Raw genomic sequence first — 26,165 nt, 5'->3', positions numbered from 1 at the left:
GAGCACAAGCGAAGTTTTTTAAGAACAATACTTACCACTTTCGTTTTTTAATTAAAACCTAGCAGGTTTTAGAGGAACGAATATATATCGAGAATGCGCGCTAAAGCGCTGCAAATCCGGAAAACATCCGGAAGCCACTTGACGATACAAGGGCGGATCATCAGTTAAGTCATTGAAAAATATGGCGCACCCGAGAGGATTCGAACCTCTGGCCTCTGCCTTCGGAGGGCAGCGCTCTATCCAACTGAGCTACGGGTGCTTGGGGCGTTTTTTGCCCGAAGGTGTGCTCTCTTTACCTGATGCGTGCGCATTGGGCAATCATCATCTGTAATTTATTCTTGTTATGTGGAAACCACAGCATAGCTTAGCGCCATATGCTGTTGATTTCCGCTGTTTTGGGGGAGGCTTCATTTGGGGGGCCTGCCCGCTGCGTTCGCAAGACGATCCTCTCGCTGCCCTCATTGCTCACGCTTTTTGTGTTTGCCGCACCTCAATAGGTTGCCATGCCAGTTTCTCTAAAGGCAGTGAAAGAGTTTGCAGTGCAGTTTTTGGGAAGCTGAACCAATAACCACCGCCATTGGGCTGGTCGTGTGCGCGGGCAATAGCGGTATTGGCTAAATGGCATTTGAGCAAGGTACCCACGCCGCCATGGCCAACGAAAAGCACGCTTTCGTTATCTACGGTATCTTTGAGCACGCTAGTTATTGCTTTCACAATGCGGTTTTGCGCGTCCAGCGCCCGCTCCCACCCACGAATATTCACCGCAGGTCGGGCGAAGAACTCATCGGCCACTTGCTCGAACTCTTCCTTGGGTAGATATCCCGTGGCATCGCGGTTGTTTTCTTGCAGGTTCGGGGCGGTGGTCAGCTCCATGCCCAAATGCCCCGCAAGCACCTGCCCCGTTTCCAGCGCCTTTTTCTCGCTACTGCAAACAACATGATCAACTTGGGTGAGCCATGGCTGAGAGAGGCCCTGCTCTAAACGGGCGCGCCCTTTGTCGGAAAGGTTCCACTGGGAAACAGGGCGCGCGGGGTCAATATCAACATTCGGGTGGGTAAGATAAATGCAAAAAGTCATTAAGCCTCCAGCAATTATGGCGGCTTGATACTTAGTGATCACCCGCCCTTTGCAAATAGTTCCATTAAATAATAGGCAATAGAAATGTCAGGGGGGCCGTAAATACCTTCTTCAGTTGGGCCATTCATGATTTTTATCAGTTCATCACGATGAACCCAGCGGCAATCCTGCATTTCATCATAATCTATATTAAGGGTAGTCGATCTTGCTTCGCCATGGAACCCCATCATTAGACAGGATGGAAAAGGCCATGGTTGCGAGCCTTTGAAGCTGACCTCGCCTACTTCAATACCCGCTTCTTCAAAAACCTCGCGGCGTACCGCTTGCTCGAAGGTTTCGCCCGGCTCCACAAAACCAGCCAATGTGGTGTAGAGATTCTCCGGTAAATGGTAGGGGCGACCCAACAAGCACATATCACCATGGGTGATGAGCATAATTACCGCTGGGTCGGTTCTTGGGAAATGAACTGCATTACACGAAGGACAATCGCGGCGGTATCCGGCTTCAGCCATTTGTGTTGGTTCACCGCATTTGGAGCAGCGCGGGTGCGAGGTGTGCCAATTTTGCAGGGCTTGCGCTTGGGCTAATACACCCATTGTGCTGTTGGTTTGGGTTTTGGCCATGGCCAAGGTGCGCAGCCCGATGGGCTGATAGATACGCTGCTGGTTCGGCATTGCAAACTGCCCCAAGTGCGTTTCCAGCTCTTCTTCATCGCCCATGAAGTAGTGTTGCAGCGAGAAGACGGGTGCATTGTTATTTTGCTTATCCAGCCCCAGCAACACCGGGTTTTCCAGCACAACACCGAGCTGCTCTAAATCCTCAGAAGTTAGGAACGGGCTCATTTGCTCTGGCGTTCCGGCAATAATGAACTTGCCCGTGCAGGTAACAATATATTTGGCATTGTGGGCATTTTGCAAATCGGCCAACCACGCTTTATCGCTGCGTTTGGGGGCCGATCTATCGAGCCGGTTCTCGGAGAAACAAAGGTAGTGGGATGCTTCGATAGGATCGTATAAATCAATAGTCAAGGGTCATCCAATCAAGTTCATTTTCTGCTTGGCGCAGGAATAGCCGCAGCTTTTAGGGGGCAAGTCATTGGGATTTTGCATATGCAAGGCAAACCACAAGACTATTTCGTGAACTGCGATAATTATCGGTTGTCACTCAACCAGCGCAGTTTAAAAAATGCAAGTGCAACATCAGCGCAGGTTGCAACTATGGTATAAAATAATACCCTATTTAGTTGATAGCTGTTGAATGGACAGCTTGGGTATATGTGGAAGAGCTTGCCCATTGGTGTGTATTGCCGGGGCTTTTTAACAATAGGACTTGCAATTATACCGGAAATTGACCATATAGCCCCTCGGAAGGTTGGTGGTGGACGAACCACTCGCCAATCGGGTCAGGTCCGGAAGGAAGCAGCCCTAACGAGCATGGCGCGGGTCATCGTTCCAGCCTTCCACCTTTCTTTTGCATTTCCCCCGCCTTGATCTCGACAAGCGGCCGGTCTTCGTCTTGAATGGCCGGGCGATAGGTTTTTCTATATACTTGCTGCAAGCAAAGCAGGATGGGGCATGATGGACGAGCAAACTCAAGAAACAACAGCAACGCTTTCCGCAAGTTCCACGGGCGACTCCGCAGCTGCCAATAACAATAGCAGCGGTACCTACCGGGTTTTGGCACGCAAGTATCGCCCCAATTCATTTGAAGATCTTTATGGGCAAGAGCCCATGGTGCAAACGCTAAAGAATGCCTTTGAAACAGGACGGATTGCGCAGGCATGGATGCTTACCGGTGTGCGCGGGGTGGGTAAAACCACAACGGCACGGATTCTGGCCCGCGGGCTGAACTACGCACTTGCCGATGGCACCAGCCAACCCACCATTGACTTAAAGCAGCCCGGTGTACATTGCCAAGCCATTATGGAAGGGCGCCATGTTGATGTTATTGAAATGGATGCCGCTTCTCATACCGGTATTAACGATATCCGCGAGATAACCGATTCTGCCCGTTACCGCCCGGCCAGTGCCCGCTATAAAGTATATATTATCGATGAGGTGCACATGCTTTCGACAGCCGCGTTTAACGGCTTGTTGAAGACATTGGAAGAGCCGCCCGAGCATGTGAAGTTCATTTTTGCAACGACCGAGATCCGAAAGGTTCCCGTCACCGTGCTATCGCGGTGTCAGCGTTTTGATTTGCGCCGGATTGACAGCTCAACCCTTGTGCGCCTGCTACGCGATATTGCTGCCAAAGAAAACATAGAAATTAGTGATGAGGCGCTGGCGCTGATTGCCCGCGCCGGTGAAGGTTCGGCCCGTGATTCGCTTAGCTTGCTGGATCAGGCCATTGCCCATGGTAGCGGACGCATTGAGGCGGATGCCCTGCGGCATATGTTGGGGCTGGCGGACCGTAGCCGGATTATTGACTTGTTCGAGCATGTGATGCGCGGCGATGCGGCGAGTGCATTGGGTGAATTAAAAGCCCAGTATGATGTGGGGGCTGACCCCGCGGTTGTGCTTTCTGATCTCGCAGAATTTACCCACCTTGTTACCCGGATGAAGGTTGTTAGTGATGCGGGCGATGAAGGCGGCACCAGCGAGATAGAGCGGGTACGTGGCCGCGAGTTTGCCAGCAAGCTTTCCATGCGGGCATTATCACGTACGTGGCAGATTCTTTTAAAAGGTACGCAAGAGGTGCAACACGCACCAAAACCGCTGCCAGCTGCCGATATGGTGCTGGTACGACTTTGCTATAGCGCCAATTTACCTGATCCTGAAGAAGCTTTGAAAAAACTGCAAGCAGGCGCTTTTTCTGGCGCGAGCGGTAGCACTGGCAGCAACAGCCCTACCGCTGGTGGTTCTGGTGGCGGCAATTCCGGTCCACAAGGTGGGGCCCCGCGTGCGGTGGCGAATGGTGGCGCAGCCCAAGCTTTGAATGTGGTGGCCAATAGTGCCCCTATGCAGGCACAAGCAGCCCCGCAAACACAGGCAAGCGCTGAAGAGAGCGAGCGCATAGCCATTCGTAGCTGGCAGGAAGTGGCCGAACTTGCCAAGCAGAAAAAGGATATTCCGCTAAAAGTTGCGGTTGAACGCAGTTTGCGGCTGGTGAACTTCCAGCCCGGGCGCATTGAGGTGCAACCCACCAAAGATGCAAGTGCCGATGCTGCTGGTGATTTGAGCCGTAAACTCACAGATTGGACTGGTCGGCGCTGGCTGGTGGCTGTGAGCCGCGAGCAAGGGCGCCCAACACTCTACGAAGAACAGCAGGCAAATAAACGGCAACTGCTCAATGATGCGCAGTCAGACCCTGAAGTAGCCGCTGTTTTGAATGCTTTTCCCGGCGCTAAAGTGGTTGATGTAAAAATCTCTAAGCTAGAAGAGCATGAAAACGTGTCCGGTGGCGGTGATGTCACGCAAGATGATGCGTTCAATGAGGATAGCTGGCTTTAAACTCACCTGTTTTTGCTGTTGCCTAGAGGCACACAATATGGCACAGCAGCGCTAATACAAAATATGGCTTGGATAGCCGCTTTTGCAAACCGTATACAGGAGATGTCCCGTGGACTTTCTTAAAATGATGAAGCAGGCCAAGGAAATGCAGGCCAAAATGGGTGAACTTCAAGAAAAAGTGACCGAGCTTACAGTTGAAGGAAGCGCAGGAGCCGGACTTGTGAGCGTTACCTTGAACGGTAAAGGCGTCATGCAATCATTAAAGATAGATAGCTCTTTGGTAAAAGCGGACGAAGTTGAAATTCTTGAAGACCTGATTATGGCAGCACACAACGATGCCAAAGCCAAAGGCGAGGCCATGGTACAAGAGCAGACACAAGAATTGATGTCTGGCATGGGCTTGCCTGCAGGTATGAAATTGCCATTCTAATTGATCGCAATTGTTTAGTGGGGCTGCTGACCAAATCGGCAGCCCTTTCTTATATGGTGTCCCCTTGTGCCCTTGCATATTGGCGTTGATACCTTGCTAGATCTGAAAGCTTACCCCTATGAAGTCTCGCAGTATTGCCGGCCCCGAGATTGAACGACTTATTCAACTACTCGCCAAACTACCGGGCTTAGGGCCACGCTCCGCCCGACGTGCTGCACTGCATTTGATTGAAAAGAAAGAGCAGTTGCTGGCACCATTGGCAGAAGCAATGGGGGTAGCTGTGGAGACTGTGGGGATTTGCAGCAACTGCGGTAGCGTTGATACCTGCGACCCCTGTTCGATTTGCGCCGATAGCAAACGCGATGGTGCTACAATTATTGTGGTTGAAGATGTCGCTGATTTATGGGCACTGGAACGCGCTGGAACCATGAACGCGCATTACCATGTGCTTGGCGGGACCTTGTCGCCGCTTGATGGCATCGGCCCGGATGATTTGAATATCGGCAAGCTTGTTGAGCGGGTCGAGAGCGGCGCAGTCAACGAGGTTATTCTGGCGGTAAATGCCACGGTTGAAGGGCAAACCACAGCTCATTATATTACCGATATGTTGTCGGCATTTTCGCATGTTAACATTACCCGTTTGGCGCATGGAGTGCCGGTTGGCGGCGAGCTGGATTATCTGGATGAAGGTACACTTGCGCAGGCGTTAAGAGCACGCACCAAGTTTTAGAGCGAATTCTTGTCGCTTGATTGCATTCAGGCAAACGGAACGTACTCTAGCTTATGCTAAGGTATCATATCGGCCTTATGTTCTTTATCTTGCCCCAAAGGGCTAGTATCGACATTCGCCTAAGCATTAAAAGGCCCCTAAATATTTAAAGGATGAGAAGTTTGATAGAGTTTGAAGAAGGCCCTGGGGCAAAAAAAGCGAATGAGCCCTCCCCACTCGTTAAACTGAGCCTTGAAATGGGGCCACTGGCGGTATTCTTTTTAGCAAACTCCAAAGGTGAGCGCCTTGCCGAATTGTTTCCCGCGTTAGGGGCATTGGGTGAACCAATTTTTATTGCGACTGCTGCTTTTATGGTGGCAATTAGTATTTCGCTGAGTGTTTCGTATGTTCTTACAAAAACACTTCCGGTTATGCCCGTTGTCTCTGGTGTTGTGGTGCTGATTTTTGGCGCTCTTACACTGTACCTGCATAATGATTTGTTTATTAAGCTTAAACCCACAATTGTGAATGTGCTCTTCGGCAGCATTCTGCTAGGCGGTCTGGCCTTTAACAAATCGCTGTTGGGCTATGTTTTCGACAGTGCGTTTCAACTTGATGCCGAGGGCTGGCGTAAGTTGACTTTTCGTTGGGGGGTGTTTTTCTTTGTGCTGGCCGGGATTAACGAATTCGTTTGGCGCACATACTCAACCGATTTTTGGCTGAGCTTTAAGGTATTCGGCTTTATGCCGATTACTCTGGTATTCACGCTGGCGCAGTTACCGCTGATAACTAAGCACTCGATTGATAAAACTCAAGAAAAACCCGAGGCAGGCTGATTACAGCCTGCTTCCGTGGTTAACATCGCTAGATTAACGCGGTGCCCGTTTTGCCAAAATACGCTGTAGTGTGCGGCGGTGCATATTCAAGCGGCGTGCTGTTTCTGAAACATTGCGATCGCAAAGCTCATAAACCCTTTGAATATGTTCCCAACGAACACGGTCAGCAGACATTGGATTTTCGGGGGGCGGCGCTTTTTCGTTTGGTAGCCGTGTGAGAGCTGCGAAGATATCATCGGCATCCGCTGGCTTTGACAGATAGTCAATTGCACCAAGTTTCACCGCTGTTACTGCTGTGGCAATATTACCGTAGCCTGTTAATATAATGGCACGGGACTCCGGCTTTTTCATGCGAATAGCTTCAACAACATCCAAGCCGCTGCCATCTTCCAAGCGCATATCAACAACTGCGTAGTCAGGGGCCTGAATTGCTACTTTACTTAGTGCCTCTTTAACGCCGTCTGCTGTCTCAGTTTCAAAACCACGCTTTTGCATTGCGCGATCCAACCTTTGCAAAAACGCGTGGTCATCGTCTACGATCAAGAGGCGGCCCAGGGGAGCTACTTCATTTTGGTTCATCGTTTAGGGTCCGACTTTAGTTTATTCGGTTTAACATTTAGCTTTTTATTTTTGACTTCATTTCATACTAAATATCAATTTAGAATGAATGAGGAAAGTTAAATTAAGAATAGGAATCCTTAATTCTTCTTTATTCTAGTTCTCCACCAGTGCTCATCACTTGATCCATCGCATTTCTTGGCCACCTAATACGAACTATTGCACCTTTTTCTGGTGCTCTTTTGTTATAAAATGCCAATCGCGCACCTGATCTTTCCAGAAGTGTCTTGGCAATAAAGAAACCAAGACCAAGGCCACCACCTTTTTGCTTGCTTTCGCGCTCGCTTACTTCGGATGGTTTTTTATGGCCAAATCGTTTGGAAACGTAAGGCTCACCCATTTTGTCGATTACATCCGAAGCAAAGCCAGGACCATCGTCGGAGATAATAACTTCAACGCGTTCATCATCCCATACCGCACGCATAACAACCTTCATATCGGCAAAATCGACGGCATTTTCCAAAATATTACCTAGGCCATAACTCACAGCCGGATCACGCAGACCTACCGGCTCGCTCTCCGCACCTTCCAATTCGACCTGAATATCAACCCCTAAACCCCGGTGGGGTTCGGCTGTCTCTTCAAGCAAGCGCGATATGGACATTTTCTGGAAATGCTGATCGCTATCGCTAGAAAGCGAAGATAGCTTTCGCAGGATTTCCCGACAACGCTCAGCCTGTTGATAAACCAGCTCGGCATCTTCTCGTAGCGGGTCACCCTCTTCAAATTCCGAGGATAATTCTTTGGCCGTTAAGTAAATAGTACCTAACGGCGTTCCTAACTCGTGGGCTGCAGCCGTTGCCAAGCCATCGAGTGCCGATAGGTGTTGCTGGTGGGCTAGAACCATGTCACTGGCAGCCAACGCCTCTGAAAGCTGCCTAGCTTCCGAAGCAATTCGCAGAGAGTAAATTGCCATAAAGAACATGGAGCACATGAGCGAAAACCATATACCCACCATATAAACAGGGGGCAGGCTAATGGGAACGCCAGCATACCAAGGTAGAGGATAATGATAGCTTGTCAGGAACGTTACTATTGCCGCGGTCAGGGACGCCAGAATAATTGTATTCTTTGCTGAAAGCGCAGTTGCAGAAACCATAACCGGGGCGATAATGAGAAAACAAAAAGGATTTCCCAAGCCACCTGTTAAGAACAACAAGCCACCTAACTGGGAAATATCGTAGGCAAGCTGTAAAGTTGCGCCGTTTTCGGAAAGTCTTGTGCTGGAAGGCCAGCGTATTTTAAGTATAACGTTGAGCCAGGCAGATGTTGCAATAAGTACATAAGCATAGCCAATTGGTAGATCGAACTCAAAACCATAATAAACAACCAATAGGGATATGGTTTGACCAATAACTGCCAACCAACGCAACCTAACAAGCGTATCCAGCTTGACTTGATGGCCGAGCAAGTGTTGCTGGCTAGCAGGTGTGCGCTGCATTTATATTTGCTCCTTGGGTACTCTGTAATCCATCACTCATTAATCACCCTGCGACTTGTTGCCAATGGTAATACTACGCATTTTTCTCAAACTGTGCCAATTCAATTACACTGCAAGCCTTGTTTCTATCTCAGGGGCATGGTAGCCACACACTGGTTATTAAGGTGGGGCAAGATTAGCGGTACTGCTGATGCGCTCCCATCTCATTTTTTGAGCCGTGAAACGGGATTATCACTATGAGCGAAAATGAGAACGGACAAGCCGAAGCTGCGGCTCCTGGTATGAATGTCCTTGCCCAATACATCAAAGATCTATCTTTCGAAAATCCGAATGCACCAAAGTCTTTGCAGCCGGGTGAACAGCCAAAGCTGGATATCAACGTTAATGTTGGTGCCAACCCAATTGGTGAAGACCAGTTTGAAGTTGTACTTACTTTAAACGCCAAAGCCAATACAAGTGAACAGGTATTGTTTGCTGTTGAGCTGGTTTACGGCGGCGTGTTCCAGATTACCGGCGTTCCGAAAGAACACATGCACCCGTTCATTTTGATCGAATGCCCTCGCATGCTGTTCCCATTTGCACGCAACGTACTTGCCGATACAACACGTAATGGCGGCTTCCCACCATTGCTGTTGGATCCAATCGATTTTGCTGCACTTTACCGTCAAAACCTTGCTCAAGCGGCACAGGCTGCTGAAGCAAACGATCAAGTGCCTAACTAAGCATTATTTTAAAATTATGGCCGCTACGGGAGATCGTAGCGGCCTTAATTGCTTAAAGCACCGATGCGATTTGCTCGACAATTTCCTCCGCAGCTTTGCGGCGGTTTTCTGCCTTCAAAATTGGCCGCCCGACAACCAGATAGTCGGAGCCTGCCGAAATTGCTTCCGCCGGTGTCATAACCCGCTTTTGATCGCCAAGAGCAGCCCCTGCCGGACGTACACCTGGTGTGACAATAACTAGGTCTTTACCGATTTTTTGCTTCATACTGGCCGCTTCTATTGGCGAACAAACAATACCGCCCATTTTTGCAACCGCAGCATCTTGCGCGCGCTGTGCTACCAAGTCAGCTATCGGGCCTTTATAACCGGCGGCTGTTAGGTCTGCTTCATCCATAGAGGTGAGAACTGTTACCCCTAAAAGGCATAGCTCTTTGTTATCCAATTCTTGCAGCACGTTTACAGCAGCGCGCATTGTTTTGGGGTAAGCGTGCAAGGTCATGAAGCGCATGCCCATTTTGGCAACATTTTTTACCGCGCTGGCAATCGTATTGTCGATATCGAGTAGTTTCACATCCAAGAAAATTGAATGCCCCTCTTTTGCCAGCTCTTCAGCGAAAGCCAGACCACCTGCAAATTGTAATTGCATACCGATCTTATAAGTACCTACTGCACCCTTTGTCTGTGCCACTATTTCGCGGGCTTCTTCCACACTTGGAACATCTAAAGGCAGAATTAGGCGATCTGTCGGGCTTTTGGGCCGAAAAGACATGGCAGGCTCCGTTGTTACTTGATTGATTTGCATTGATTTGCGCGGTTTCTAACAGTTTCTGCCAACTCATGCCAGCTTTGTGAGCCTTTTCAGGCTTTTTCTTATTCCCCCCTTTGCAGGAAAGCGACATACTGCTAAAAGTGCGCGACTGTGATTAATAAAAACAACAATTTCACAGAGTTTGGACTTATCTATTCCAGGGATGAAATATGCGTCAGGCTACGATTTCGCGTGAAACCAAAGAGACTGAGATTGAAGTTTCTGTAAATTTAGACGGAACCGGAAAGTACGATATTAAAACCGGTGTCGGCTTTTTTGATCATATGTTAGAGCAACTCTCTCGTCATTCCTTGGTTGATATTACTATTCGTGCCAATGGTGATACGCATATTGATGACCACCACACCACCGAGGATGTAGGTATTGCACTTGGGCAGGCGTTTAAAAAAGCGCTTGGAGATATGAGTGGCATTAACCGTTACGCCGATACTCACCTTGCTATGGACGAAGCGCTGACACGTTGCGCGCTTGACGTTTCCGGACGGCCTTTCCTTGTTTATGATGTCAATTTCCCAAGGGATAAAGTCGGGAATTTTGACTGCGAATTGTTTGAGGAGTTTTTCCGCGCGTTTACCATGAACGCCGGATTTACACTTCACCTTACCAATATTTATGGCAGTAACTGTCATCATATTGCCGAAACATGTTTTAAAGCTGTTGCCCGTACAATTCGTCATGCTATTGAGGCCGACCCTCGTCAGGGTGGGCGCATACCGACGACCAAGGGGCAGCTCGGCGGCTAAGCTGCCATAATACGGGAGAGTGCCATGTCAACTTACCTCGTTTTTAAGCCAAGCGGTTTGCAAGCAGATAACTTACATAGTGAGGATGCTTTGCGCATTGCGTTTGTGCGTGACGGCTTTGCCTGGCTGGCACTATTCTTCCCGATACTATGGTTTTTATTCCACCGTATGTGGCTGGTTTTACTTGGTTACCTCGCATTGGTCGTGGCGTTTCTTTATGTTGAGCCTACGTTTAATGAAGGTGCTACCGGCTTAGTTTCGCTTGCATTTTCAATTCTCGTGGCTTTTGAAGCCAATGCACTGCGTAGCTGGACATTGAAACGCAAGAACTTTGAACTGGCAGGTATTGTCAGCGCCAGAAATGCAGCAGAAGCAGAAATACGCTTCTTTGATCAATGGCTTGCAAAGAGTTCCCATAGTGCGCAGGAGGGTATACAGCCCCGACCTGCTCCACAAAACGCGGATACTACAAACTATTCTAGCCCGACTGAAAGCAAATCATTTTCACTGCGTACCAGCGGCGACGATGTGGTTGGGCTTCCTTCTTCCCCAATGAGATAACAGGAGTAACGCCCATGCGTGTTGCAATAATTGATTACGGTTCCGGCAACTTGTGCTCAGCTGCCAAAGCTTTCGAGCATGCCGCCCATAATCATTTGCATCAGCATGATGTTATTGTCACGTCTAAAGCAGAAGACGTTTTGAATGCAGACAAAATCGTGTTGCCGGGTGTAGGCGCATTTGCCGACTGCCGGCAAGGCTTGCAAGCTGTTGAAGGCATGGAAGATGCACTTCAAGAAGCCGTCATCAATAAAGGTCGGCCATTTTTTGGCATTTGCGTGGGTATGCAGTTACTAGCGACACGCGGGCTAGAGTTTAAACAAAGTGAAGGTCTGGACTGGATTGGTGGTGATGTAACCGCCATGAAACCAAGTGATCCGACTTTGAAAATTCCGCATATGGGCTGGAATACAATCAATCAAAGCCAACAGCACCCAGTGCTAGAAGGGATAGAGACTGGCGAAAACGGCTTACATGCCTATTTTGTCCATTCCTATCACTTTGCGGTTGCCAATGCTGCACATCAGATTGCTTCCTTTGATTACTCAGGCACTTTCACGGCAATGATTGGGCGCGACAATATCATCGGCACCCAATTCCACCCCGAAAAGAGCCAAAAGCTTGGGCTGCAACTGATCAGTAACTTTTTAAGCTGGGCCCCTTGAGCCGACACCAGCAGCGACTTACCAAGGACAACCATCATGATTATTTTTCCTGCGATTGATCTGAAAGAAGGTCAGTGTGTGCGCCTGAAGCTGGGTGACATGGCGCAAGCAACCGTTTTTAACGACGATCCGGCCGCACAAGCCAAGTCGTTTCAGGACCAAGGCTTTGAATGGCTGCATGTTGTGGATTTGGACGGTGCCTTTGCTGGTGAAAGCAAAAACGGCGCGGCTGTTGATGCGATTTTGGCGGCAACAAGCAACCCCGTCCAGCTTGGTGGCGGCATTCGCACCATGGCGCATATCGACAACTGGCTTTCAAAGGGCGTTGCCCGGGTGATTTTGGGCACTGTTGCCTTGCGCGACCCTGCACTGGTGAAAGAAGCCTGTAAGAAGTACCCCGGCCGCATTGCAGTAGGCATCGATGCCAAGGGCGGCAAAGTTGCTGTTGAAGGCTGGGCCGAAACCTCGGAACTGACTGTTGTCGATTTGGCCAAGCAGTTTGAAGACGCTGGTGTTGCAGCGATTATTTACACCGATATTGACCGTGATGGTGTGTTGAAGGGCTTGAATATTCCTTCAACACTCGAGCTTGCCAATGCTGTGAGCATTCCAATTATTGCTTCTGGCGGACTGGCCTCGATTGACGATATCAAGAGGTTGGCTGAGCCTGACTGTGATATTCTGGAGGGAGCGATTAGTGGCCGTGCACTTTATGACGGCCGCTTGGACCCTAAAGAAGCCTTTGCCGTTATTAAAGCCAGTCGGGAGGGGACAGAATGAGCCTAAAGGCACGCATTATCCCCTGTCTTGATGTGAAAGACGGCCGGGTGGTTAAAGGGGTTAACTTTGTTGACCTTATTGACGCTGGAGACCCTGTGGAAGCGGCGAAAGCCTATGACGCAGCTGGTGCGGACGAGCTGACCTTTTTGGATATTACCGCCTCCAGCGATAACCGCGAAACCATTTATGATGTGGTGAAACGCACTGCCGAAGCCTGCTTTATGCCGGTTACCGTGGGCGGCGGCGTTCGCACGACGGAAGATATTCGCAAGCTGTTACTGGCGGGTGCGGATAAAGTCTCGATCAATACAGCTGCGGTGAAAAACCCCGAGTTTATTCGCGAAGCTGCCAACAAGTTTGGCAGCCAATGTATTGTGGTGAGCATTGACGCAAAGCGAGTTTCTGCGGAAGGTGAAAGCGAGCGTTTCGAGATTTTCACCCATGGCGGGCGCACAGCAACAGGTATTGATGCCATTGAGTTTGCCCGTAAAGCTGTTGAGCTCGGCGCAGGTGAATTACTGGTAACCTCTATGGATCGGGACGGGACGCAAGAGGGCTATAACATTCCCCTCACCCGTGCCATTGCCGATGCGGTGAGCGTGCCGGTGATTGCCTCTGGCGGTGTTGGCAATTTGGAGCATCTGGTTGAAGGTGTGCGCGATGGCCATGCTACGGCGGTTCTCGCTGCCTCTATTTTCCACTTTGGTACATACAGTATTGGCGAAGCCAAGGCCCATATGGCCAAAGCAGGAATTCCAGTACGCCAAGACCAATAATGCGACATGTTTGAAGCGGTTATGAGATGAACAGCTACAGTATTACTGGTTAATGCTGGTTATTTTAACACATATGCGATAACCTAATTAAAAAGCTACGTAATCAACATAATCGCTTACATGCTCACAATTCAGGCTCTAATCTAATGACTAAATTTACCCTTGATGATCTTGCCGCTATTGTTAGTGAGCGTGCCCAATGTGCAGATGAAAATTCTTACACACGTAAGCTGGCCCTTAAGGGGGTGAGTAAATGTGCACAGAAGTTGGGAGAAGAAGCCGTTGAAGCAGCGATTGCCGCTGTTGAGGGCGATAAGGACGGGCTGACCGGTGAAGCAGCTGACTTGCTGTATCACCTGCTTGTTGTTCTTGAAGTGAGCGGCGTTAAACTTGAGGCGGTAATGGCAACATTGGCACAGCGAACCGGACAAACCGGCCTTGAAGAAAAAGCATCAAGACAAAAAGACTAGCCAATTTACCATTCCGAATAATAGAAGGCGCATTTTAAGCGCATCCCAGGCCATGACTGATTCCAATGCTGTGATCGATGAAATTGACTTGTCTCCGTACACCGTGTTCTCTGAAAAGGAGTGGGCGCGGCTGCGTGCCAACACACCTTTAACGCTGACACAGCAGGACATTGAGGAACTGCAAAGCCTGAACGACTACGTTTCGCTGGAACAGGTTGAAAATATTTACCTGCCACTCTCGCGCCTTTTAAATTACTATGTGGAAGCGACCCAAAACCTCCACTATGCGACCCAGCATTTTTTGGGGGAAAATCGCAGTAAGACCCCTTACATCATAGGCATTGCCGGTTCTGTTGCCGTGGGTAAGTCTACCACCTCACGTTTGCTGCAAGCGTTGCTTTCCCGCTGGCCCAACAGCCCAAAGGTAGACTTGGTGACAACCGATGGCTTTTTGTATCCCAATGCCGTTCTAGAGCAAGAGGACTTAATGCGAAAGAAAGGCTTTCCCGAAAGCTATGACCGCATGAGTCTCTTAAAATTTTTGATTGATATCAAGGCTGGCAAAAACAACGTCCGCGCGCCTATATACTCTCACTTCCACTATGACGTGATGCCGGGGCAATATATCAGCATCAATCAGCCTGATATATTGATCATCGAAGGCGTGAATGTTTTGCAAACTTCACAAAAGATACGCGAAGCCAAAGAAGTGCCCTTTGTCTCTGATTTCTTTGACTTTTCTATCTTTATTGATGCGAAGCAATCTGTCATCGAGCGCTGGTATCTGGAGCGTTTTATGCGTTTGCGTGAAACAGCGTTTCGTGATCCCGGTTCATATTTCCATAAATTTTCCACAATTTGCGACAATAACGCTAAGGAAATCGCTGAGGACCTTTGGAGCTCTATAAATCTGGAGAACCTCAGACAAAATATTTTGCCAACGCGGCCACGCGCCGATTTGATCCTAACCAAGGGTGAGGGTCATTTGATTGAAAAGATTGCGTTGCGCAAAATTTAACAGGCTACCGCCGAGGTGCAATGCTAATGCATGTGCATCAACTGCACTCGCGGTTTGAACCTGCGAGCATCATATTGGCTCGTGCGCGATAGGCCACGCCCCATAGTGATGCTAGCGACAGTGTAAAAAGGCAAACTGCGCTACCCATTCTTAGAACAAGCACCGAATGCCGGAGCCCAGCTCTGCTGCATACGCTTGCTTTGTGCTCGCTGACAGCTTTGCGGCTGCGCGTGAATGGTAGCACTTTGCCCAAACTGAGAGAAGTGTGCCAAATGTTAAAGGTTTTACTAGCGAGCTTAGCTTTATTCGTCGCCAATATGTCGGTAAATGCTGCTCCAATTGAGTTAGAGAGTTTTGAAGAGTCTGTTGCGCCTAAAAATACACCGGTTGAGCTGCCACAAAACTCCCCTATTACTGATGGTAATTACATTGCCAGCAAGCCAATACTTGCGCAATACTGGGCAGCCCCCCTGCAACCGAACCAGGAAATGCAGCAAATTGTCATTCCAGAAGGAGCCAGCTTAACGGTCCTTAACTGGGTAGAAGACGACGAAAAAGGCAGCTTGGTTCGCATTGGTATCGAAGCAGTGGAAGGTAGTGATCTACCCACCGATATTTATATCAGCGCTGATGCCTTCGCCAAATTTTCATTAAAGGCGGCTCCAAAGCTGAGCCTTATGGATGAAGATCTGTTAAACCTTGATGAAGACAGCATCTACGACGAAGCCATTAGCGATAAATACGCATCACGTAGAAGCAGTGCTCGCTCTCGCAAGCGGCGGCGCGGAATGACCTATTGCTACCGTTATGTGAAAAAGCACCTTCTTAAAAACGGGCTTGTGAACACATACCTCCCCGGTGGCTCTGCTTATATGGCTAAAAACACACTGCCAAAACATGGTTTTAAGCGTTTGCATGTCAGTAACCCAACAAAGGCCCCGAATGGAGCAATTTGTGTTTATGATCGCGATGGCCGCCATAGACATGGCCACATTGAAGTGAAAAAGAGCGATAGCTGCTATTGGTATGGTTATGGCTGTAAAGCAAACTCAATGTACGGCAAAAGAAAGTTTGTTGATTGCTACGTTAAGGGTGGCAAATCATATCGCACTGCTAAGAAATAATTTTACACAATCTCGCGTTTTCAAACGCTTGGTATCAGGGGCTGGCATAACCAGCCCCTGTTTGTTGATAGAATATGTTAATGGCGATTGCACAACTCTGCCAAAGTTGCCGAGGCAACCGAAAGGCGCGAAACGCTTAATTCAGCATCAAGAATATCGTTTAATGCCGATAGAGAGCGTTGTGCACGTTGCTCATTGCGTTTGAGCCAAGCTGTGAAGCCCTGCTCTTCTGCAAGTGCCTGACTTGTTAGTTCGCGAAGAGAAGCTGCCAACTGCATTCGCGCTCTGTCCAAGGCCAACCCGTCGTAATAGTCACGGATTTCAAATTCGCGGGCCAACTCTTCAACCTCATCAAAGCGGAAGTGGTTTGACACCATAAAGTAGGCCTCTGCCACTTCATCGAGCGTGCGATCCGTTTTTTCTGAAACCATAACAATATCAGGTATTAATGTTTCACCCGATAAGCGGGCTATGCGGGCTGCAGTCATGATTGGTACACCCGCTGCAACATATTTGTCGGTATCTTCAGTGAGACGCGCTTTAGTCTCTTTAGAAATATAATGCTCCAGCCGTGGTGAGAGACGTTCAATACTTGCTGCGAAACGATCGACTACCGAAGCAATGCCTTCTTCAAACGACAAGTTGCGTAAGAACCAAATAGTTTGCGAGAGTACAAGTTCTTGAACTGCCGCATACAACTCTAATTGAACATCACCAGAGACTAAATTGTCGAGTGCATCAATTTCTTCGTTCAAATTGGTGAGACCGTACGAATCGCGCACCGCTGCAAAAGCTTTTGCAATTTCTTCCGGGCTCGCTCCTGACTGGTCTACAATTCTGGTAACAAATGTGGGGCCACCACGATTTATGATGGAATTCGCGAGCATGGTTGCGATGATCTCGCGGCGCAGGCGATGTTCGTTTACCTCAGATAAATAACCACTATTCATCTCTCTTGGGAAGTAACGCGCTAACTCACGACCTAGATATTCATCATCTGGGACATCGGAGGACAGCAAAATGTCGTAGAGCGTAAGCTTACCATAAGCCATAATCACACCGATTTCTGGCCTTGATAATACCTGCCCCTGCTTTTCCATTTCCTCAAGTGTAGCATCCGCAGGCAAGAACTCGACAGCACGGTCCAAATGCCCTTTTTGCTCTAACTGGCGCATCATGCGCACCTGATAACCAAAGTCTTCTATTCCAAGGCGCTGGCTAAGGGAAATTGCAAGCGTTTGCAGATAGTTGTTACGCAATACCAGCTCAGCTACTTCATCAGTCATTTTTTCGAGCAACTGGTTGCGGCCGGTTACATCAAGCTTTTGCTTTTTAATTGCAGTGCCCAGCGCGATTTTAATGTTGACCTCCATATCCGAGGAGTTCACGCCTGCACTGTTATCAATGGCATCGGAGTTACAACGGCCACCGTTTTGTGCAAATTCGATACGGGCTTTTTGCGTAATCCCTAGGTTTGCACCTTCACCAATGACTTTGACGCGTAAATCCGCTGCTGTAATACGAATTGCGTCGTTGGCACGGTCTCCCGCTTCCGCGTTGGTTTCGCTGGTTGCGCGAATATAAGTGCCAATGCCACCAAACCACATCAAATCGGCTTGCATCTTCAAAATTGCTGTCATTAGCTCTTGCGGTGAACAAGCATCAACTTGCAAATCCAGTAGCTGCTTTATTTGAAGTGTCAAAGGTATTGACTTGGCTTTTCGTGAGAATATGCCGCCACCTTGTGAGATAAGCGCTTTATTATAGTCTTGCCAACTCGAACGGCCCAATTGGAATAACCGCTTACGCTCTTCAAACGAAGTGGCTGGGTCTGGATTGGAGTCGATGAATATATCACGGTGATCAAAGGCAGCCACTAGCTTTGTGGCACGAGAGAGCAGCATTCCGTTGCCAAATACATCGCCGGACATATCGCCCACGCCGCATACGGTAAACGGTTCTTTTTGAATATCACGATCCATCTCGCGGAAGTGGCGCTTCACAGCTTCCCAGGCACCACGAGCGGTAATACCCATCTTCTTATGGTCATATCCAGCGGAACCACCAGAGGCAAAGGCATCACCGAGCCAGAATTTCTTCGCTTCCGAAATGCCATTGGCTGTGTCTGAAAAGGTTGCTGTTCCTTTATCAGCGGCAACAACCAAGTAAGGGTCGTCGCTATCGTGGCGGACCATATCAAGTGGAGGCACAATGGCCTCACCATCAATATTGTCGGTCATTTCCAAAAGTGAAGCAATAAAGGTTTTATACGCAGCTGTACCTTCAGCAAATACCTCTTCACGGCTGCCATTTTCTGGCAATTTCTTCGGTAGGAAGCCACCTTTCGCACCCACAGGAACAATAACCGCATTTTTAACCTGTTGCGCTTTTACAAGGCCCAGTACTTCTGTTCTATAGTCCTGTGCCCGATCTGACCAACGTAAACCGCCTCTTGCCACACTGCCAAAGCGCATATGCACGCCTTCGACGCGCGGGCTGTAAACAAAAATTTCACGGTAAGGGGTTGGTTTTGGCAAATCATCAACTTTATGCGAATCAATCTTGAAAGCAAAAGTTGCTGCTGGCTGTCCAGCTTCATCAACCCGATAGAAATTAGTTCGCAATATCGCTTCTATTAGGTTTGTGAAACGACGTATAATACGATCATCGTCCAGCGACGACACCGTATCCAGTGCCTTCTTTACGCATGCATCCAAACTTTCTTGTTGATTGCTGCGCTCTTCTTCTTGTAGTGCCGGATTGAACCGTGTGTGGAACAACTCAACCAGCAACTTAGAGATCTCTGGGAAGCGGTTTAACGTCCCCCACATATAATCTTCTGAATACAAAATACCCGTTTGACGCAAATAACGGGACAGCGCTCTTAACATGGCAATATCACGCCAACCCATTTCCGCCGTCAACGCAAGGGCATTATAGCCATCACTTTCCGCTGTGCCAAACCATGCTGCCAAAAATACGGCGCCCAAACGGTCAATATCGTCAGCGCTAAAACTCTCTAGCTTTTGAGGATCAACCCTCAATGTGGTGTCATGGAGATAGCAAAGTGTCTTTCCTTCTGGACGGACCCTATAAGTTCTTTCATTTATGACGCCAAAGCCCATATTTTCGAGTATTGGCACCCTCGCACTTAATTCAATAGGCGCGTTTTGATGGTATGTGCGTAAACTCAGGTTGATGCCATCATCAATATTTTCTCTTTGGAACTTGATGATGAGCGGGCGCTTATCCGACAATTGCTCAAACTGGCGAATATCGTAGACAGCCATCTGGCTGCTGGTACCTGCTGTATATGCGCCATCAAACGACTTGGCATAATGCTGCATTATGTGGCGGGCTTTTGCTGCGCCATATTCAGTTTTTAAAGCTTCATAGAGATTGTCATTCCACGTACGAACAATGTGCCCAATACCATCTTCCAGTTGTTTTTGGGTCAAACTTGGCGTTTTGCCCTCATTGCGGCCAATGATAAAGTGGACCCGAACCAACGGGCCTTCAAGAAACGAGACATACCAAGCAGATACGCGACCTTTATATTCATTTGCTAGAAATGCGCCGATTTGCTTACGTACTTTCGTAGAGAAATGATCGCGCGGCACAAAAACCAGAACTGAAGCAAAACGATCAAACTTATCAATTCGTGTGAGGACGCGCAGTCTTGGCCGCTCATTCAATTGCAGTATATCGCTGGTAAACTGGCAAAGTGTTTCAACATCAATCTGGAATAAGTCATCGCGCGGGTATGCCTCCAGAATATTACGCAGTGCCCGCCCCGAATGGCTCTCTGGATCATAGCCATGGTAATCCATGGTTTTTGCGGTTTTCTCACGTAAATATGGAATTGATAGTACCGACTTATTATAGGCCGTGGAGGTGAATAGCCCTACAATACGCAACTCGCCCGTGAGAACACCTTGTGCATCAAACAGTTTTACGCCGATATAATCCATATGCACATGGCGATGAACCCGGCTTTTAACGTTTGCTTTGGCAACAAACAATGGTTCTGGTTTTAACAGGAACTCACGGATTTCCGGGGACATGACCACAAATTCCGACCCAGCACGCATGACACGCACTTTGGGATCTTTCAAAATTCCAAGACCAGACCCATCAACATGAGACAGATCGCCTTTTTCGACGCCACCTTCGAAGATGTATTCGCGCATTCCTAGAAGGGTGAAGTTATCATCCGCCATCCACTGAAGAAAATCGACAGCCTCATGGAGCTGCTCTTTAGAGAATGGAATTTTTTGCTTCTGGTAATCCTCAATCGCAGTGGAGAGGCGCGTACACATTGGCTTCCAATCTGAAACCGCATGTTTGACGTCTGAAAGAACAAGCTCAATCTGCTGTTTTAAATGTGTTAATTCCTCGGCATTGGCTAGGCGCGGTATATGGATATGGATGAGGCTTTCACGCTGAGCTTGCTTGTTACTTGCATTAACAGTGCCCTGAAACGATTTCAGCAAACCGCCACTTTCGCGCTCAACAACAAACAAAGGATGCAGGACTAAACGAACATCAAGACCTTGTTCTTGCAACTCCCCCATAACTGAGGAAACCAGAAAGGGCATATTGTCGTTGAGAATTTCTAAGATTGTAACGTCTTCAAGCTGTGAACCCAATTTTACCTTGGGGGGATTAAAGACATTTACGCAGCTTGTACCATGTGAATGATTTTGAAACAGTTCCCATGCGGATGTTGATAGGTGTGCCAATTCATCGGCATGATATAAACATAAATCCTGAGCATCAGCTTGAGCAAACATATCTCCTACAAATTTTGCATAGTGTTTATCGGAGATATTTGAGTTCTGTATTGCTTCTTCAATCAAATTATTTTTTTTAGTTTGTAATTCTGCGGACATATGCTGCGTCCCTCATCCACTGGTTAGAAAACCACACTCACAACTGCGACAGCATGTCGCGTGTGGCATGTGCCTATGTAAGTAATTTCCAGTTTTTTTTTCAATAAACTGTTGAACTAGGCCGGTACTTATCCTCCATAGATATTCCTCTCAGCAAGATACTGTCTCCTACATACATGCCTGTGAAATATTAATACACTTTTGTATAATGCTTCTCTGGACCCTATGACTATTAAGCATGGAAAATTGGCTGGCTAACTGTCTCCCTCAATCATTATTGAAAAAGAGACAGTAAAAAGCCACTCAACAAAGATAGCAAATTCCTGTATGTGTCATTGAAATCGTTCATATTCATTTTCAAAAGGAAATAGGAGCATACAATGTCAGCCAAGGTTTTTATAGATGGTGAGGCTGGAACGACCGGGTTACAAATTCGGGCTCGACTAGCTGATCGCGCTGATATTGAGCTTCTTTCCATAGCACCAGAAAAACGTAAAGATTTAGATGCCCGCAGAAAACTGCTGAATGATGCGGATATTGCCATATTATGCTTACCGGATGATGCGGCAAGAGAAAGCATGACGCTTGTCGAGAGCAGCACAACCCGGGTTATTGATGCTTCAAGTGCACACCGCGTGACAGAAGGCTGGGTTTATGGCTTTGCAGAGATGGATGCAGAGCAAACTGAAAAAATTGCAAATGCCAGGCTGGTGACAAATCCCGGTTGTTACCCACAAGGGGTTATTGCAACTTTAAGACCACTCATAAAGGCTGGATTGTTGCCCGCTGACTTGCCAATAACCGTTAACGCCATCTCTGGCTATAGCGGAGGAGGCAGGGCTATGATGCTTGCCTATGAAGATCAAAAGGATAAAGCGGCGGCCTATATGCCTTATGGGCTTGATTTTAACCATAAGCACTTACCTGAAATGCAAAAATACGCATGCTTGAATCAGGTGCCGCTATTCCAGCCTAGTGTTGGAAATTTCGTTCAGGGTATGGTTACTGCAATACCCTTGCAGCTTTCTCAATTGTCAAATGCGCCTAAAGCGGCAGAATTGCATGCAGAACTGGAGCGCCATTTTTCGCAGTGTAAAGGCTTTGTTGAAGTTGCACCCTTTGAGGCCGTTTCTAAACGCGCCGATTTGGAGCCGCAAAGCTTTAATGGCACCAACATCATGCGCTTGCATGTTTTTGCAAATGAGGACAAGCAGCAAGCATTATTGATGGCCGTATATGATAATTTAGGTAAGGGTGCATCTGGCGCGGCAATCCAGAATATGAATTTGATGCTCGGCATCGACCAAACAGAGAGCCTTTAAGGGGTCCCGAACTTTAAGGCACAAACTCGAGGAGACACTCGTGGAAAAGTTTCAAAAGGTAACTGGTGTGGCGGCACCATTGCCGCTTGTGAATATCGACACCGATATGATCATCCCAAAGCAGTTTTTGAAAACCATCAAACGCTCCGGATTGGGCACTGCTTTGTTTCATGAACTACGCAGCAATGAAGATGGCTCGCCTAATTCAGAGTTTATATTGAATAAACAAGGCTACGAAAAAGCCAGCATCTTGGTTGCTGGTGATAACTTTGGTTGTGGCTCATCTCGTGAGCATGCCCCCTGGGCTTTGTTGGACTACGGTTTCAAAGTAATCATTTCGACCAGTTTTGCCGATATCTTTTTTAATAACTGCTTTAAAAACGGTATCCTGCCTATTGTTGTAAGCCAAGAAGACCTTGACAAGCTTATGGATGATGCCAGCCGTGGAGCCAATGCAACAATAACAGTTGACCTCGAAGCCCAACAAATTTCAGGACCTGACGGTGGGACTATTGCATTCGACGTAGATCCGTTCCGCAAACATTGTTTGCTCAATGGTCTGGATGACATTGGTTTGACACTTGAGAAAACCGATAGCATTGACAGCTACGAGGAAAAGCTCAACGCCGAGAAGCCTTGGCACTAAGGCCACTTGTTTGTTAGCTTTTACAAGCTTTTTAAATGCGCTTAAAGATCAGCTTTAAGCGCATTTTGTTAATTATATAATGTTTGATCGTGCTTTAGGCCATTGCCTCGGCAATTGTTGCATCAATATGTTGCTTCAAGTCTTCAGGTATTGCCAAACGCGCCGCTAACATTTGCAAATAAGCTTTTTCTGCTGGTAAATCCGGCTCTATTGCCATGCGTGATGCCGTGTAAAGCTCTATAGCTGTTTCCTGATCCGTGGCGGCCGCAACTACTTTTTCCAAATCTAACGGGGCACGCATTTCGTCAATAACGAAAGCCTTTTCTTCAACCCCTAGGCCTAACTCATCAATACGATCAAAAATTCGTTGCTGTTCATCAGTATCAATGTGACCATCAGCTTTCGCTGCTTGCAACATAGCTGTTAATATTGCACGGGCAAAATTCTGATCTATTTTATGCTGGAAGTCAGCCTCTGTTGCCATTTTTTCAGGCGTTGGTGATATTTGATAGCTTGGTATTTGCCCTTGCGCAGGCTGCGGCTGGTTTGGTTGCGCCGTATTCGTGGTGCCCGCTTTTGAAGTATAGTCTTTATACGCCTTGTATGCTAAGCCACCAACAACCGCCATACCGCCGTAAGTCGCGGCTTTTGCACCCATTTTACGGGCTTTTTTACTTCCCAGCAAAATACCTGCCAAACCACCAGCAAGCGCCCCACCTGCAAGACCCGCCGCATTATTTTGGGCAAAATTCTTACCCTTATTAATTATATCCCCGGTTTGTCCCGTTTTAGCAGAACCGACAAACTGATCGAGCAAACTCTTTGCATCAAACACTGGCACCTCCAAACCTGTTATGTTCTTTTTTCATATTGGAAGTATTCTTGTTTTTTAAAGAGGCAAACGCCGTTTTATTGCAATTGTCAGTACTCGATCTCTTTCATTGCTGATTATTTCCGGAAATTTTCACGACTTAAGTTATCAATATACTGTAGACGCCGACCAATGCGCGCGAGCTCGACAGAAGTTTGCTGGAATTTATTTGCCCGCTCACGAAATATCTCTTTTGCTGCATGAGGAAACTCCTCCAGCATTTTTAAAAAGGCCGTTCTCCGGATAAGAATCAAATCGCAACGCCCTAAAGCTACAGCTTTTGAAGTTCGCACACCTTCACTTAATAAGGCGCTTTCTCCCAGTAAAGTGCCAGGGCCATAAGGCCCATGAATTCGTGTGCGATTCCCCTCGCCTGTTTCCAGTTTCACGCGCCCTGCTGTTATAACCAAAGCATGGTCTGCTTTCTCGCCAATAGCAAACAGCTGTTTACCGCGGCTGGCTGTCATGGCCTCGCAGCCAAATGCAAGTACACGCAACTCCTCATCATTAAATCGCGAAAGGAGCGGCACTTGCCGCAGTGAGCTTATATCCGAGGTTACACTCATTATTATTCTACCAATATTATTAGGGCACCAGCTTATATCCACCAGCTTCTGTCAGGAGTAAAGTCGCATTTGAAGGGTCACGCTCAATCTTTTGCCTGAGCCTGTAGATATGTGTTTCTAATGTATGCGTTGTCACGCCAGAGTTATAACCCCACACCTCTTCCAACAGCACATCACGTATTACCGGCTTTTCTCCCGAACGGTATAGAAACTTTAAAATGGCGGTTTCTTTTTCTGTTAACCGCACTTTAGAGCCGTCACCAGCAACAAGTAATTTGGCAGAAGGTTGAAAAGAAAAACGGCCAATTGAGAATACAGCCTCTTCACTTTGTTCATGCTGACGAAGATGTGCCCTAATGCGGGCAAGGAGGACGGCAAATTTAAACGGCTTGGTGACATAGTCGTTAGCACCAGATTCCAGACCTAAAATTGCATCGCTATCTGTATCATGCCCTGTCAGCATGAGTATTGGAGCCGTGAAGCCACTCTTACGCAATAGCTTTACAGCTTCGCGTCCGTCTATATCGGGTAGCCCTACATCCATGAGCGCAATATCAAACGGTTCCTGTTTGGCCAAACGCAAGCCTTCCGAGGCATTTTCAGCCTCTGTGATAATAAACTCTTCATATAGGGAAAGCTGCTCAACCAATGCCGAGCGCAAATCCTCATCATCATCAACAATTAGTATTTTTTTCGTTGTCATTTAAACTCACAGATGCTTTTGAAGGCCGTTTGCTGCTTGAGCAACCTATTTGCAATGGCAATATACCACGACCATTTACAACAGCGAAGCCAACACTCGTTTAACCATGTAATTTTTGTCGTAACTTCAAATCAAATAATTGTTATAGGTAGGTCCACTATTCTAAACTTAGCAATTGATAGTCAAATGCCAAATAATAGGACACGCCAGTATGGCGAGAATGACAGCACAACTACTTTGAAAGTTCATCCCCTAAAAGATGATGGAACTAAAGGCGTCCTCACATTTGGAGCCATGCAAATGATATGCGCACTTGGACGGGGTGGTATTCAAACGAAAAAAGTAGAGGGGGATGGTGTTACACCTAGTGGCGAATATCTTTTAAAGCGCGTGTTTTACAGGGCCGATAGAGGTAGAAAACCCCTTACAAAATTGCCTATTTCGGCTATTTGCCCAACTGATGGCTGGTGCGATAGCCCCAATCACGCAATGTATAACAGACCGGTACGGCTTCCGTTTGCTTATAGTCATGAAAAAATGTGGCGTGAAGACAACCTTTATGACATCGGCGTTATATTAAGCCACAATTTTGAGCCCGTGCAACGTGGGGCCGGTAGTGCTGTGTTTTTCCATCTTGCAAAACCCGGCTTTCTTCCCACTGCTGGATGTGTTGCGATTGAGCGTCACCCAATGCTGCATTTACTCGCCTCAATTACCCCAGAAACAAGAATGAGGATTGATGTTGAGGCTATTGATTGTCCACGCCGCTTGAGAAAAGCAGCTCATTTGACTGCTATTTAGCGGTTTGATTGAGGTTTTAATGGAAATATCAATGCATTTACGGCATAAGCGAAAAAGATTAAATAAACCGCATGCAAAGTATTATAGGTGGTTGAGGTAGCATAGTGGCCGAG

The 26,165-nt window shown here is 47.7% G+C and carries 25 protein-coding genes, 1 tRNA gene and 1 other RNA gene; 17 read left to right on the top strand and 10 right to left on the bottom strand.

What is annotated here, in order from left to right:
• Nucleotides 1-182 precede the first annotated feature (182 nt).
• From AYK67_RS08440 to nudC, 3 genes are all read right to left on the bottom strand, one after another.
• Nucleotides 183-259 (bottom strand) — tRNA-Arg (locus tag AYK67_RS08440).
• A gap of 206 nt (nt 260-465) precedes the next feature.
• Nucleotides 466-1,077 (bottom strand): histidine phosphatase family protein, encoded by a 612-nt coding sequence (locus tag AYK67_RS08435; protein ID WP_068084860.1) that lies wholly within the window; start codon nt 1,075-1,077, stop codon nt 466-468.
• 38 nt (nt 1,078-1,115) lie between these two features.
• Nucleotides 1,116-2,105, bottom strand: coding sequence for an NAD(+) diphosphatase (gene nudC, locus AYK67_RS08430; protein WP_068084858.1), 990 nt, complete (start codon nt 2,103-2,105; stop codon nt 1,116-1,118).
• Nucleotides 2,106-2,443: 338 nt separating this feature from the next.
• On the opposite strand from nudC, the gene ffs reads away from it, so the two are divergent.
• The 5 genes from ffs to AYK67_RS08405 all read left to right on the top strand — a co-directional run bounded on the left by ffs (nt 2,444) and on the right by AYK67_RS08405 (nt 6,504).
• Nucleotides 2,444-2,540, top strand: an RNA gene (gene ffs, locus AYK67_RS08425) — signal recognition particle sRNA small type.
• 114 nt (nt 2,541-2,654) lie between these two features.
• Nucleotides 2,655-4,529 (top strand): DNA polymerase III subunit gamma/tau, encoded by a 1,875-nt coding sequence (locus AYK67_RS08420; protein ID WP_068084855.1) that lies wholly within the window; start codon nt 2,655-2,657, stop codon nt 4,527-4,529.
• Between the two features lie 124 nt (nt 4,530-4,653).
• Nucleotides 4,654-4,959, top strand: a complete 306-nt coding sequence (locus tag AYK67_RS08415; RefSeq protein ID WP_208976256.1) for a YbaB/EbfC family nucleoid-associated protein — start codon at nt 4,654-4,656, stop codon at nt 4,957-4,959.
• Nucleotides 4,960-5,077: 118 nt separating this feature from the next.
• Nucleotides 5,078-5,689 carry a recombination mediator RecR gene (recR, locus tag AYK67_RS08410; protein WP_068084849.1) on the top strand — a complete coding sequence of 204 codons (612 nt, stop codon included), beginning with the start codon at nt 5,078-5,080 and terminating at the stop codon, nt 5,687-5,689.
• A 152-nt stretch (nt 5,690-5,841) separates the two neighbouring features.
• Entirely contained in the window at nt 5,842-6,504 is a 663-nt protein-coding gene (locus AYK67_RS08405; protein ID WP_068084843.1) for a septation protein A, read from the top strand.
• A 33-nt stretch (nt 6,505-6,537) separates the two neighbouring features.
• On the opposite strand, the gene AYK67_RS08400 is transcribed toward AYK67_RS08405, so the two are convergent.
• Nucleotides 6,538-7,083 (bottom strand): ActR/PrrA/RegA family redox response regulator transcription factor, encoded by a 546-nt coding sequence (locus tag AYK67_RS08400; protein ID WP_068084840.1) that lies wholly within the window; start codon nt 7,081-7,083, stop codon nt 6,538-6,540.
• Nucleotides 7,084-7,213: 130 nt separating this feature from the next.
• The gene (locus tag AYK67_RS08395; RefSeq protein WP_068084837.1) at nt 7,214-8,563 is read right to left on the bottom strand and encodes an ActS/PrrB/RegB family redox-sensitive histidine kinase; all 1,350 of its coding nucleotides are present in this window, start codon (nt 8,561-8,563) and stop codon (nt 7,214-7,216) included.
• Between the two features lie 236 nt (nt 8,564-8,799).
• Between AYK67_RS08395 and secB the strand changes: the two genes are divergently transcribed.
• Nucleotides 8,800-9,285, top strand: coding sequence for a protein-export chaperone SecB (gene secB / locus AYK67_RS08390; RefSeq protein ID WP_068084836.1), 486 nt, complete (start codon nt 8,800-8,802; stop codon nt 9,283-9,285).
• A gap of 52 nt (nt 9,286-9,337) precedes the next feature.
• Here secB and pyrF read toward each other — a convergent pair whose 3' ends face one another.
• Complete coding sequence (gene pyrF, locus AYK67_RS08385; RefSeq protein WP_068085363.1) at nt 9,338-10,054, bottom strand: orotidine-5'-phosphate decarboxylase; 717 nt, start codon at nt 10,052-10,054, stop codon at nt 9,338-9,340.
• Nucleotides 10,055-10,263: 209 nt separating this feature from the next.
• On the opposite strand from pyrF, the gene hisB reads away from it, so the two are divergent.
• The 8 genes from hisB to AYK67_RS08345 all read left to right on the top strand — a co-directional run bounded on the left by hisB (nt 10,264) and on the right by AYK67_RS08345 (nt 16,251).
• A complete protein-coding gene (hisB, locus tag AYK67_RS08380; RefSeq protein WP_068084835.1) occupies nt 10,264-10,857 on the top strand; it encodes an imidazoleglycerol-phosphate dehydratase HisB in 594 nt (197 codons plus the stop codon).
• Between the two features lie 24 nt (nt 10,858-10,881).
• Entirely contained in the window at nt 10,882-11,418 is a 537-nt protein-coding gene (locus AYK67_RS08375) for a DUF2628 domain-containing protein (RefSeq protein ID WP_068084833.1), read from the top strand.
• Nucleotides 11,419-11,432: 14 nt separating this feature from the next.
• A complete protein-coding gene (gene hisH / locus AYK67_RS08370) occupies nt 11,433-12,083 on the top strand; it encodes an imidazole glycerol phosphate synthase subunit HisH (RefSeq protein WP_068084830.1) in 651 nt (216 codons plus the stop codon).
• A 36-nt stretch (nt 12,084-12,119) separates the two neighbouring features.
• Nucleotides 12,120-12,863 carry a 1-(5-phosphoribosyl)-5-[(5-phosphoribosylamino)methylideneamino]imidazole-4-carboxamide isomerase gene (gene hisA, locus AYK67_RS08365; RefSeq protein WP_068084825.1) on the top strand — a complete coding sequence of 248 codons (744 nt, stop codon included), beginning with the start codon at nt 12,120-12,122 and terminating at the stop codon, nt 12,861-12,863.
• Nucleotides 12,860-13,639, top strand: coding sequence for an imidazole glycerol phosphate synthase subunit HisF (gene hisF, locus AYK67_RS08360; protein WP_068084822.1), 780 nt, complete (start codon nt 12,860-12,862; stop codon nt 13,637-13,639). The genes hisA and hisF overlap by 4 nt, the downstream gene beginning before the upstream one ends.
• Before the next feature lie 146 nt (nt 13,640-13,785).
• Nucleotides 13,786-14,109: a phosphoribosyl-ATP diphosphatase gene (locus tag AYK67_RS08355; RefSeq protein WP_068084821.1), complete on the top strand. Its 324-nt coding sequence runs from the start codon at nt 13,786-13,788 to the stop codon at nt 14,107-14,109.
• Nucleotides 14,110-14,161: 52 nt separating this feature from the next.
• Nucleotides 14,162-15,127: a type I pantothenate kinase gene (gene coaA / locus AYK67_RS08350; protein WP_068084820.1), complete on the top strand. Its 966-nt coding sequence runs from the start codon at nt 14,162-14,164 to the stop codon at nt 15,125-15,127.
• A 272-nt stretch (nt 15,128-15,399) separates the two neighbouring features.
• On the top strand, nt 15,400-16,251 hold the full coding sequence (locus AYK67_RS08345; protein ID WP_068084819.1) for a hypothetical protein: 852 nt from the start codon (nt 15,400-15,402) through the stop codon (nt 16,249-16,251).
• A 77-nt stretch (nt 16,252-16,328) separates the two neighbouring features.
• Here AYK67_RS08345 and AYK67_RS08340 read toward each other — a convergent pair whose 3' ends face one another.
• Nucleotides 16,329-21,143, bottom strand: coding sequence for an NAD-glutamate dehydrogenase (locus AYK67_RS08340; protein ID WP_068084816.1), 4,815 nt, complete (start codon nt 21,141-21,143; stop codon nt 16,329-16,331).
• Nucleotides 21,144-21,523: 380 nt separating this feature from the next.
• On the opposite strand from AYK67_RS08340, the gene argC reads away from it, so the two are divergent.
• Nucleotides 21,524-22,465, top strand: coding sequence for an N-acetyl-gamma-glutamyl-phosphate reductase (gene argC, locus AYK67_RS08335; RefSeq protein WP_068084812.1), 942 nt, complete (start codon nt 21,524-21,526; stop codon nt 22,463-22,465).
• Nucleotides 22,466-22,505: 40 nt separating this feature from the next.
• The gene (gene leuD / locus AYK67_RS08330; RefSeq protein WP_068084809.1) at nt 22,506-23,111 is read left to right on the top strand and encodes a 3-isopropylmalate dehydratase small subunit; all 606 of its coding nucleotides are present in this window, start codon (nt 22,506-22,508) and stop codon (nt 23,109-23,111) included.
• A 94-nt stretch (nt 23,112-23,205) separates the two neighbouring features.
• On the opposite strand, the gene AYK67_RS08325 is transcribed toward leuD, so the two are convergent.
• The 3 genes from AYK67_RS08325 to AYK67_RS08315 all read right to left on the bottom strand — a co-directional run bounded on the left by AYK67_RS08325 (nt 23,206) and on the right by AYK67_RS08315 (nt 25,251).
• Complete coding sequence (locus AYK67_RS08325) at nt 23,206-23,946, bottom strand: tellurite resistance TerB family protein (RefSeq protein WP_068084808.1); 741 nt, start codon at nt 23,944-23,946, stop codon at nt 23,206-23,208.
• A 113-nt stretch (nt 23,947-24,059) separates the two neighbouring features.
• On the bottom strand, nt 24,060-24,548 hold the full coding sequence (locus AYK67_RS08320) for a Crp/Fnr family transcriptional regulator (RefSeq protein ID WP_068084807.1): 489 nt from the start codon (nt 24,546-24,548) through the stop codon (nt 24,060-24,062).
• A 19-nt stretch (nt 24,549-24,567) separates the two neighbouring features.
• Nucleotides 24,568-25,251 carry a response regulator transcription factor gene (locus AYK67_RS08315; protein ID WP_068084804.1) on the bottom strand — a complete coding sequence of 228 codons (684 nt, stop codon included), beginning with the start codon at nt 25,249-25,251 and terminating at the stop codon, nt 24,568-24,570.
• Between the two features lie 186 nt (nt 25,252-25,437).
• Here AYK67_RS08315 and AYK67_RS08310 point away from each other — a divergent pair, with 186 nt between their 5' ends.
• Nucleotides 25,438-26,052 (top strand): L,D-transpeptidase family protein, encoded by a 615-nt coding sequence (locus AYK67_RS08310; protein ID WP_193788921.1) that lies wholly within the window; start codon nt 25,438-25,440, stop codon nt 26,050-26,052.
• Nucleotides 26,053-26,165: the final 113 nt, after the last annotated feature.

This window comes from Polycladidibacter stylochi (assembly GCF_001562055.1).
Lineage (GTDB): Bacteria > Pseudomonadota > Alphaproteobacteria > Rhizobiales > Stappiaceae > Pseudovibrio > Pseudovibrio stylochi.
Note: the sequence above shows the minus strand (reverse complement) of the source record. Positions and strands in the feature narration are given on the sequence as shown.

Coding starts and splice junctions, on each gene's coding strand:
- AYK67_RS08375 (WP_068084833.1), top strand. CDS start 10,882: ATGTCAACTTACCTCGTTTTTAAGCCAAGCGGTTTGCAAGCAGATAAC.
- pyrF (WP_068085363.1), bottom strand. CDS start 10,054: ATGTCTTTTCGGCCCAAAAGCCCGACAGATCGCCTAATTCTGCCTTTA.
- AYK67_RS08355 (WP_068084821.1), top strand. CDS start 13,786: ATGACTAAATTTACCCTTGATGATCTTGCCGCTATTGTTAGTGAGCGT.
- secB (WP_068084836.1), top strand. CDS start 8,800: ATGAGCGAAAATGAGAACGGACAAGCCGAAGCTGCGGCTCCTGGTATG.
- AYK67_RS08345 (WP_068084819.1), top strand. CDS start 15,400: ATGTTAAAGGTTTTACTAGCGAGCTTAGCTTTATTCGTCGCCAATATG.
- AYK67_RS08310 (WP_193788921.1), top strand. CDS start 25,438: ATGCCAAATAATAGGACACGCCAGTATGGCGAGAATGACAGCACAACT.
- AYK67_RS08435 (WP_068084860.1), bottom strand. CDS start 1,077: ATGACTTTTTGCATTTATCTTACCCACCCGAATGTTGATATTGACCCC.
- hisF (WP_068084822.1), top strand. CDS start 12,860: ATGAGCCTAAAGGCACGCATTATCCCCTGTCTTGATGTGAAAGACGGC.
- recR (WP_068084849.1), top strand. CDS start 5,078: ATGAAGTCTCGCAGTATTGCCGGCCCCGAGATTGAACGACTTATTCAA.
- hisB (WP_068084835.1), top strand. CDS start 10,264: ATGCGTCAGGCTACGATTTCGCGTGAAACCAAAGAGACTGAGATTGAA.
- AYK67_RS08405 (WP_068084843.1), top strand. CDS start 5,842: ATGAGAAGTTTGATAGAGTTTGAAGAAGGCCCTGGGGCAAAAAAAGCG.
- AYK67_RS08315 (WP_068084804.1), bottom strand. CDS start 25,251: ATGACAACGAAAAAAATACTAATTGTTGATGATGATGAGGATTTGCGC.
- AYK67_RS08340 (WP_068084816.1), bottom strand. CDS start 21,143: ATGTCCGCAGAATTACAAACTAAAAAAAATAATTTGATTGAAGAAGCA.
- AYK67_RS08320 (WP_068084807.1), bottom strand. CDS start 24,548: ATGAGTGTAACCTCGGATATAAGCTCACTGCGGCAAGTGCCGCTCCTT.
- coaA (WP_068084820.1), top strand. CDS start 14,162: ATGACTGATTCCAATGCTGTGATCGATGAAATTGACTTGTCTCCGTAC.
- AYK67_RS08420 (WP_068084855.1), top strand. CDS start 2,655: ATGGACGAGCAAACTCAAGAAACAACAGCAACGCTTTCCGCAAGTTCC.
- argC (WP_068084812.1), top strand. CDS start 21,524: ATGTCAGCCAAGGTTTTTATAGATGGTGAGGCTGGAACGACCGGGTTA.
- hisA (WP_068084825.1), top strand. CDS start 12,120: ATGATTATTTTTCCTGCGATTGATCTGAAAGAAGGTCAGTGTGTGCGC.
- hisH (WP_068084830.1), top strand. CDS start 11,433: ATGCGTGTTGCAATAATTGATTACGGTTCCGGCAACTTGTGCTCAGCT.
- AYK67_RS08415 (WP_208976256.1), top strand. CDS start 4,654: ATGATGAAGCAGGCCAAGGAAATGCAGGCCAAAATGGGTGAACTTCAA.
- AYK67_RS08395 (WP_068084837.1), bottom strand. CDS start 8,563: ATGCAGCGCACACCTGCTAGCCAGCAACACTTGCTCGGCCATCAAGTC.
- AYK67_RS08400 (WP_068084840.1), bottom strand. CDS start 7,083: ATGAACCAAAATGAAGTAGCTCCCCTGGGCCGCCTCTTGATCGTAGAC.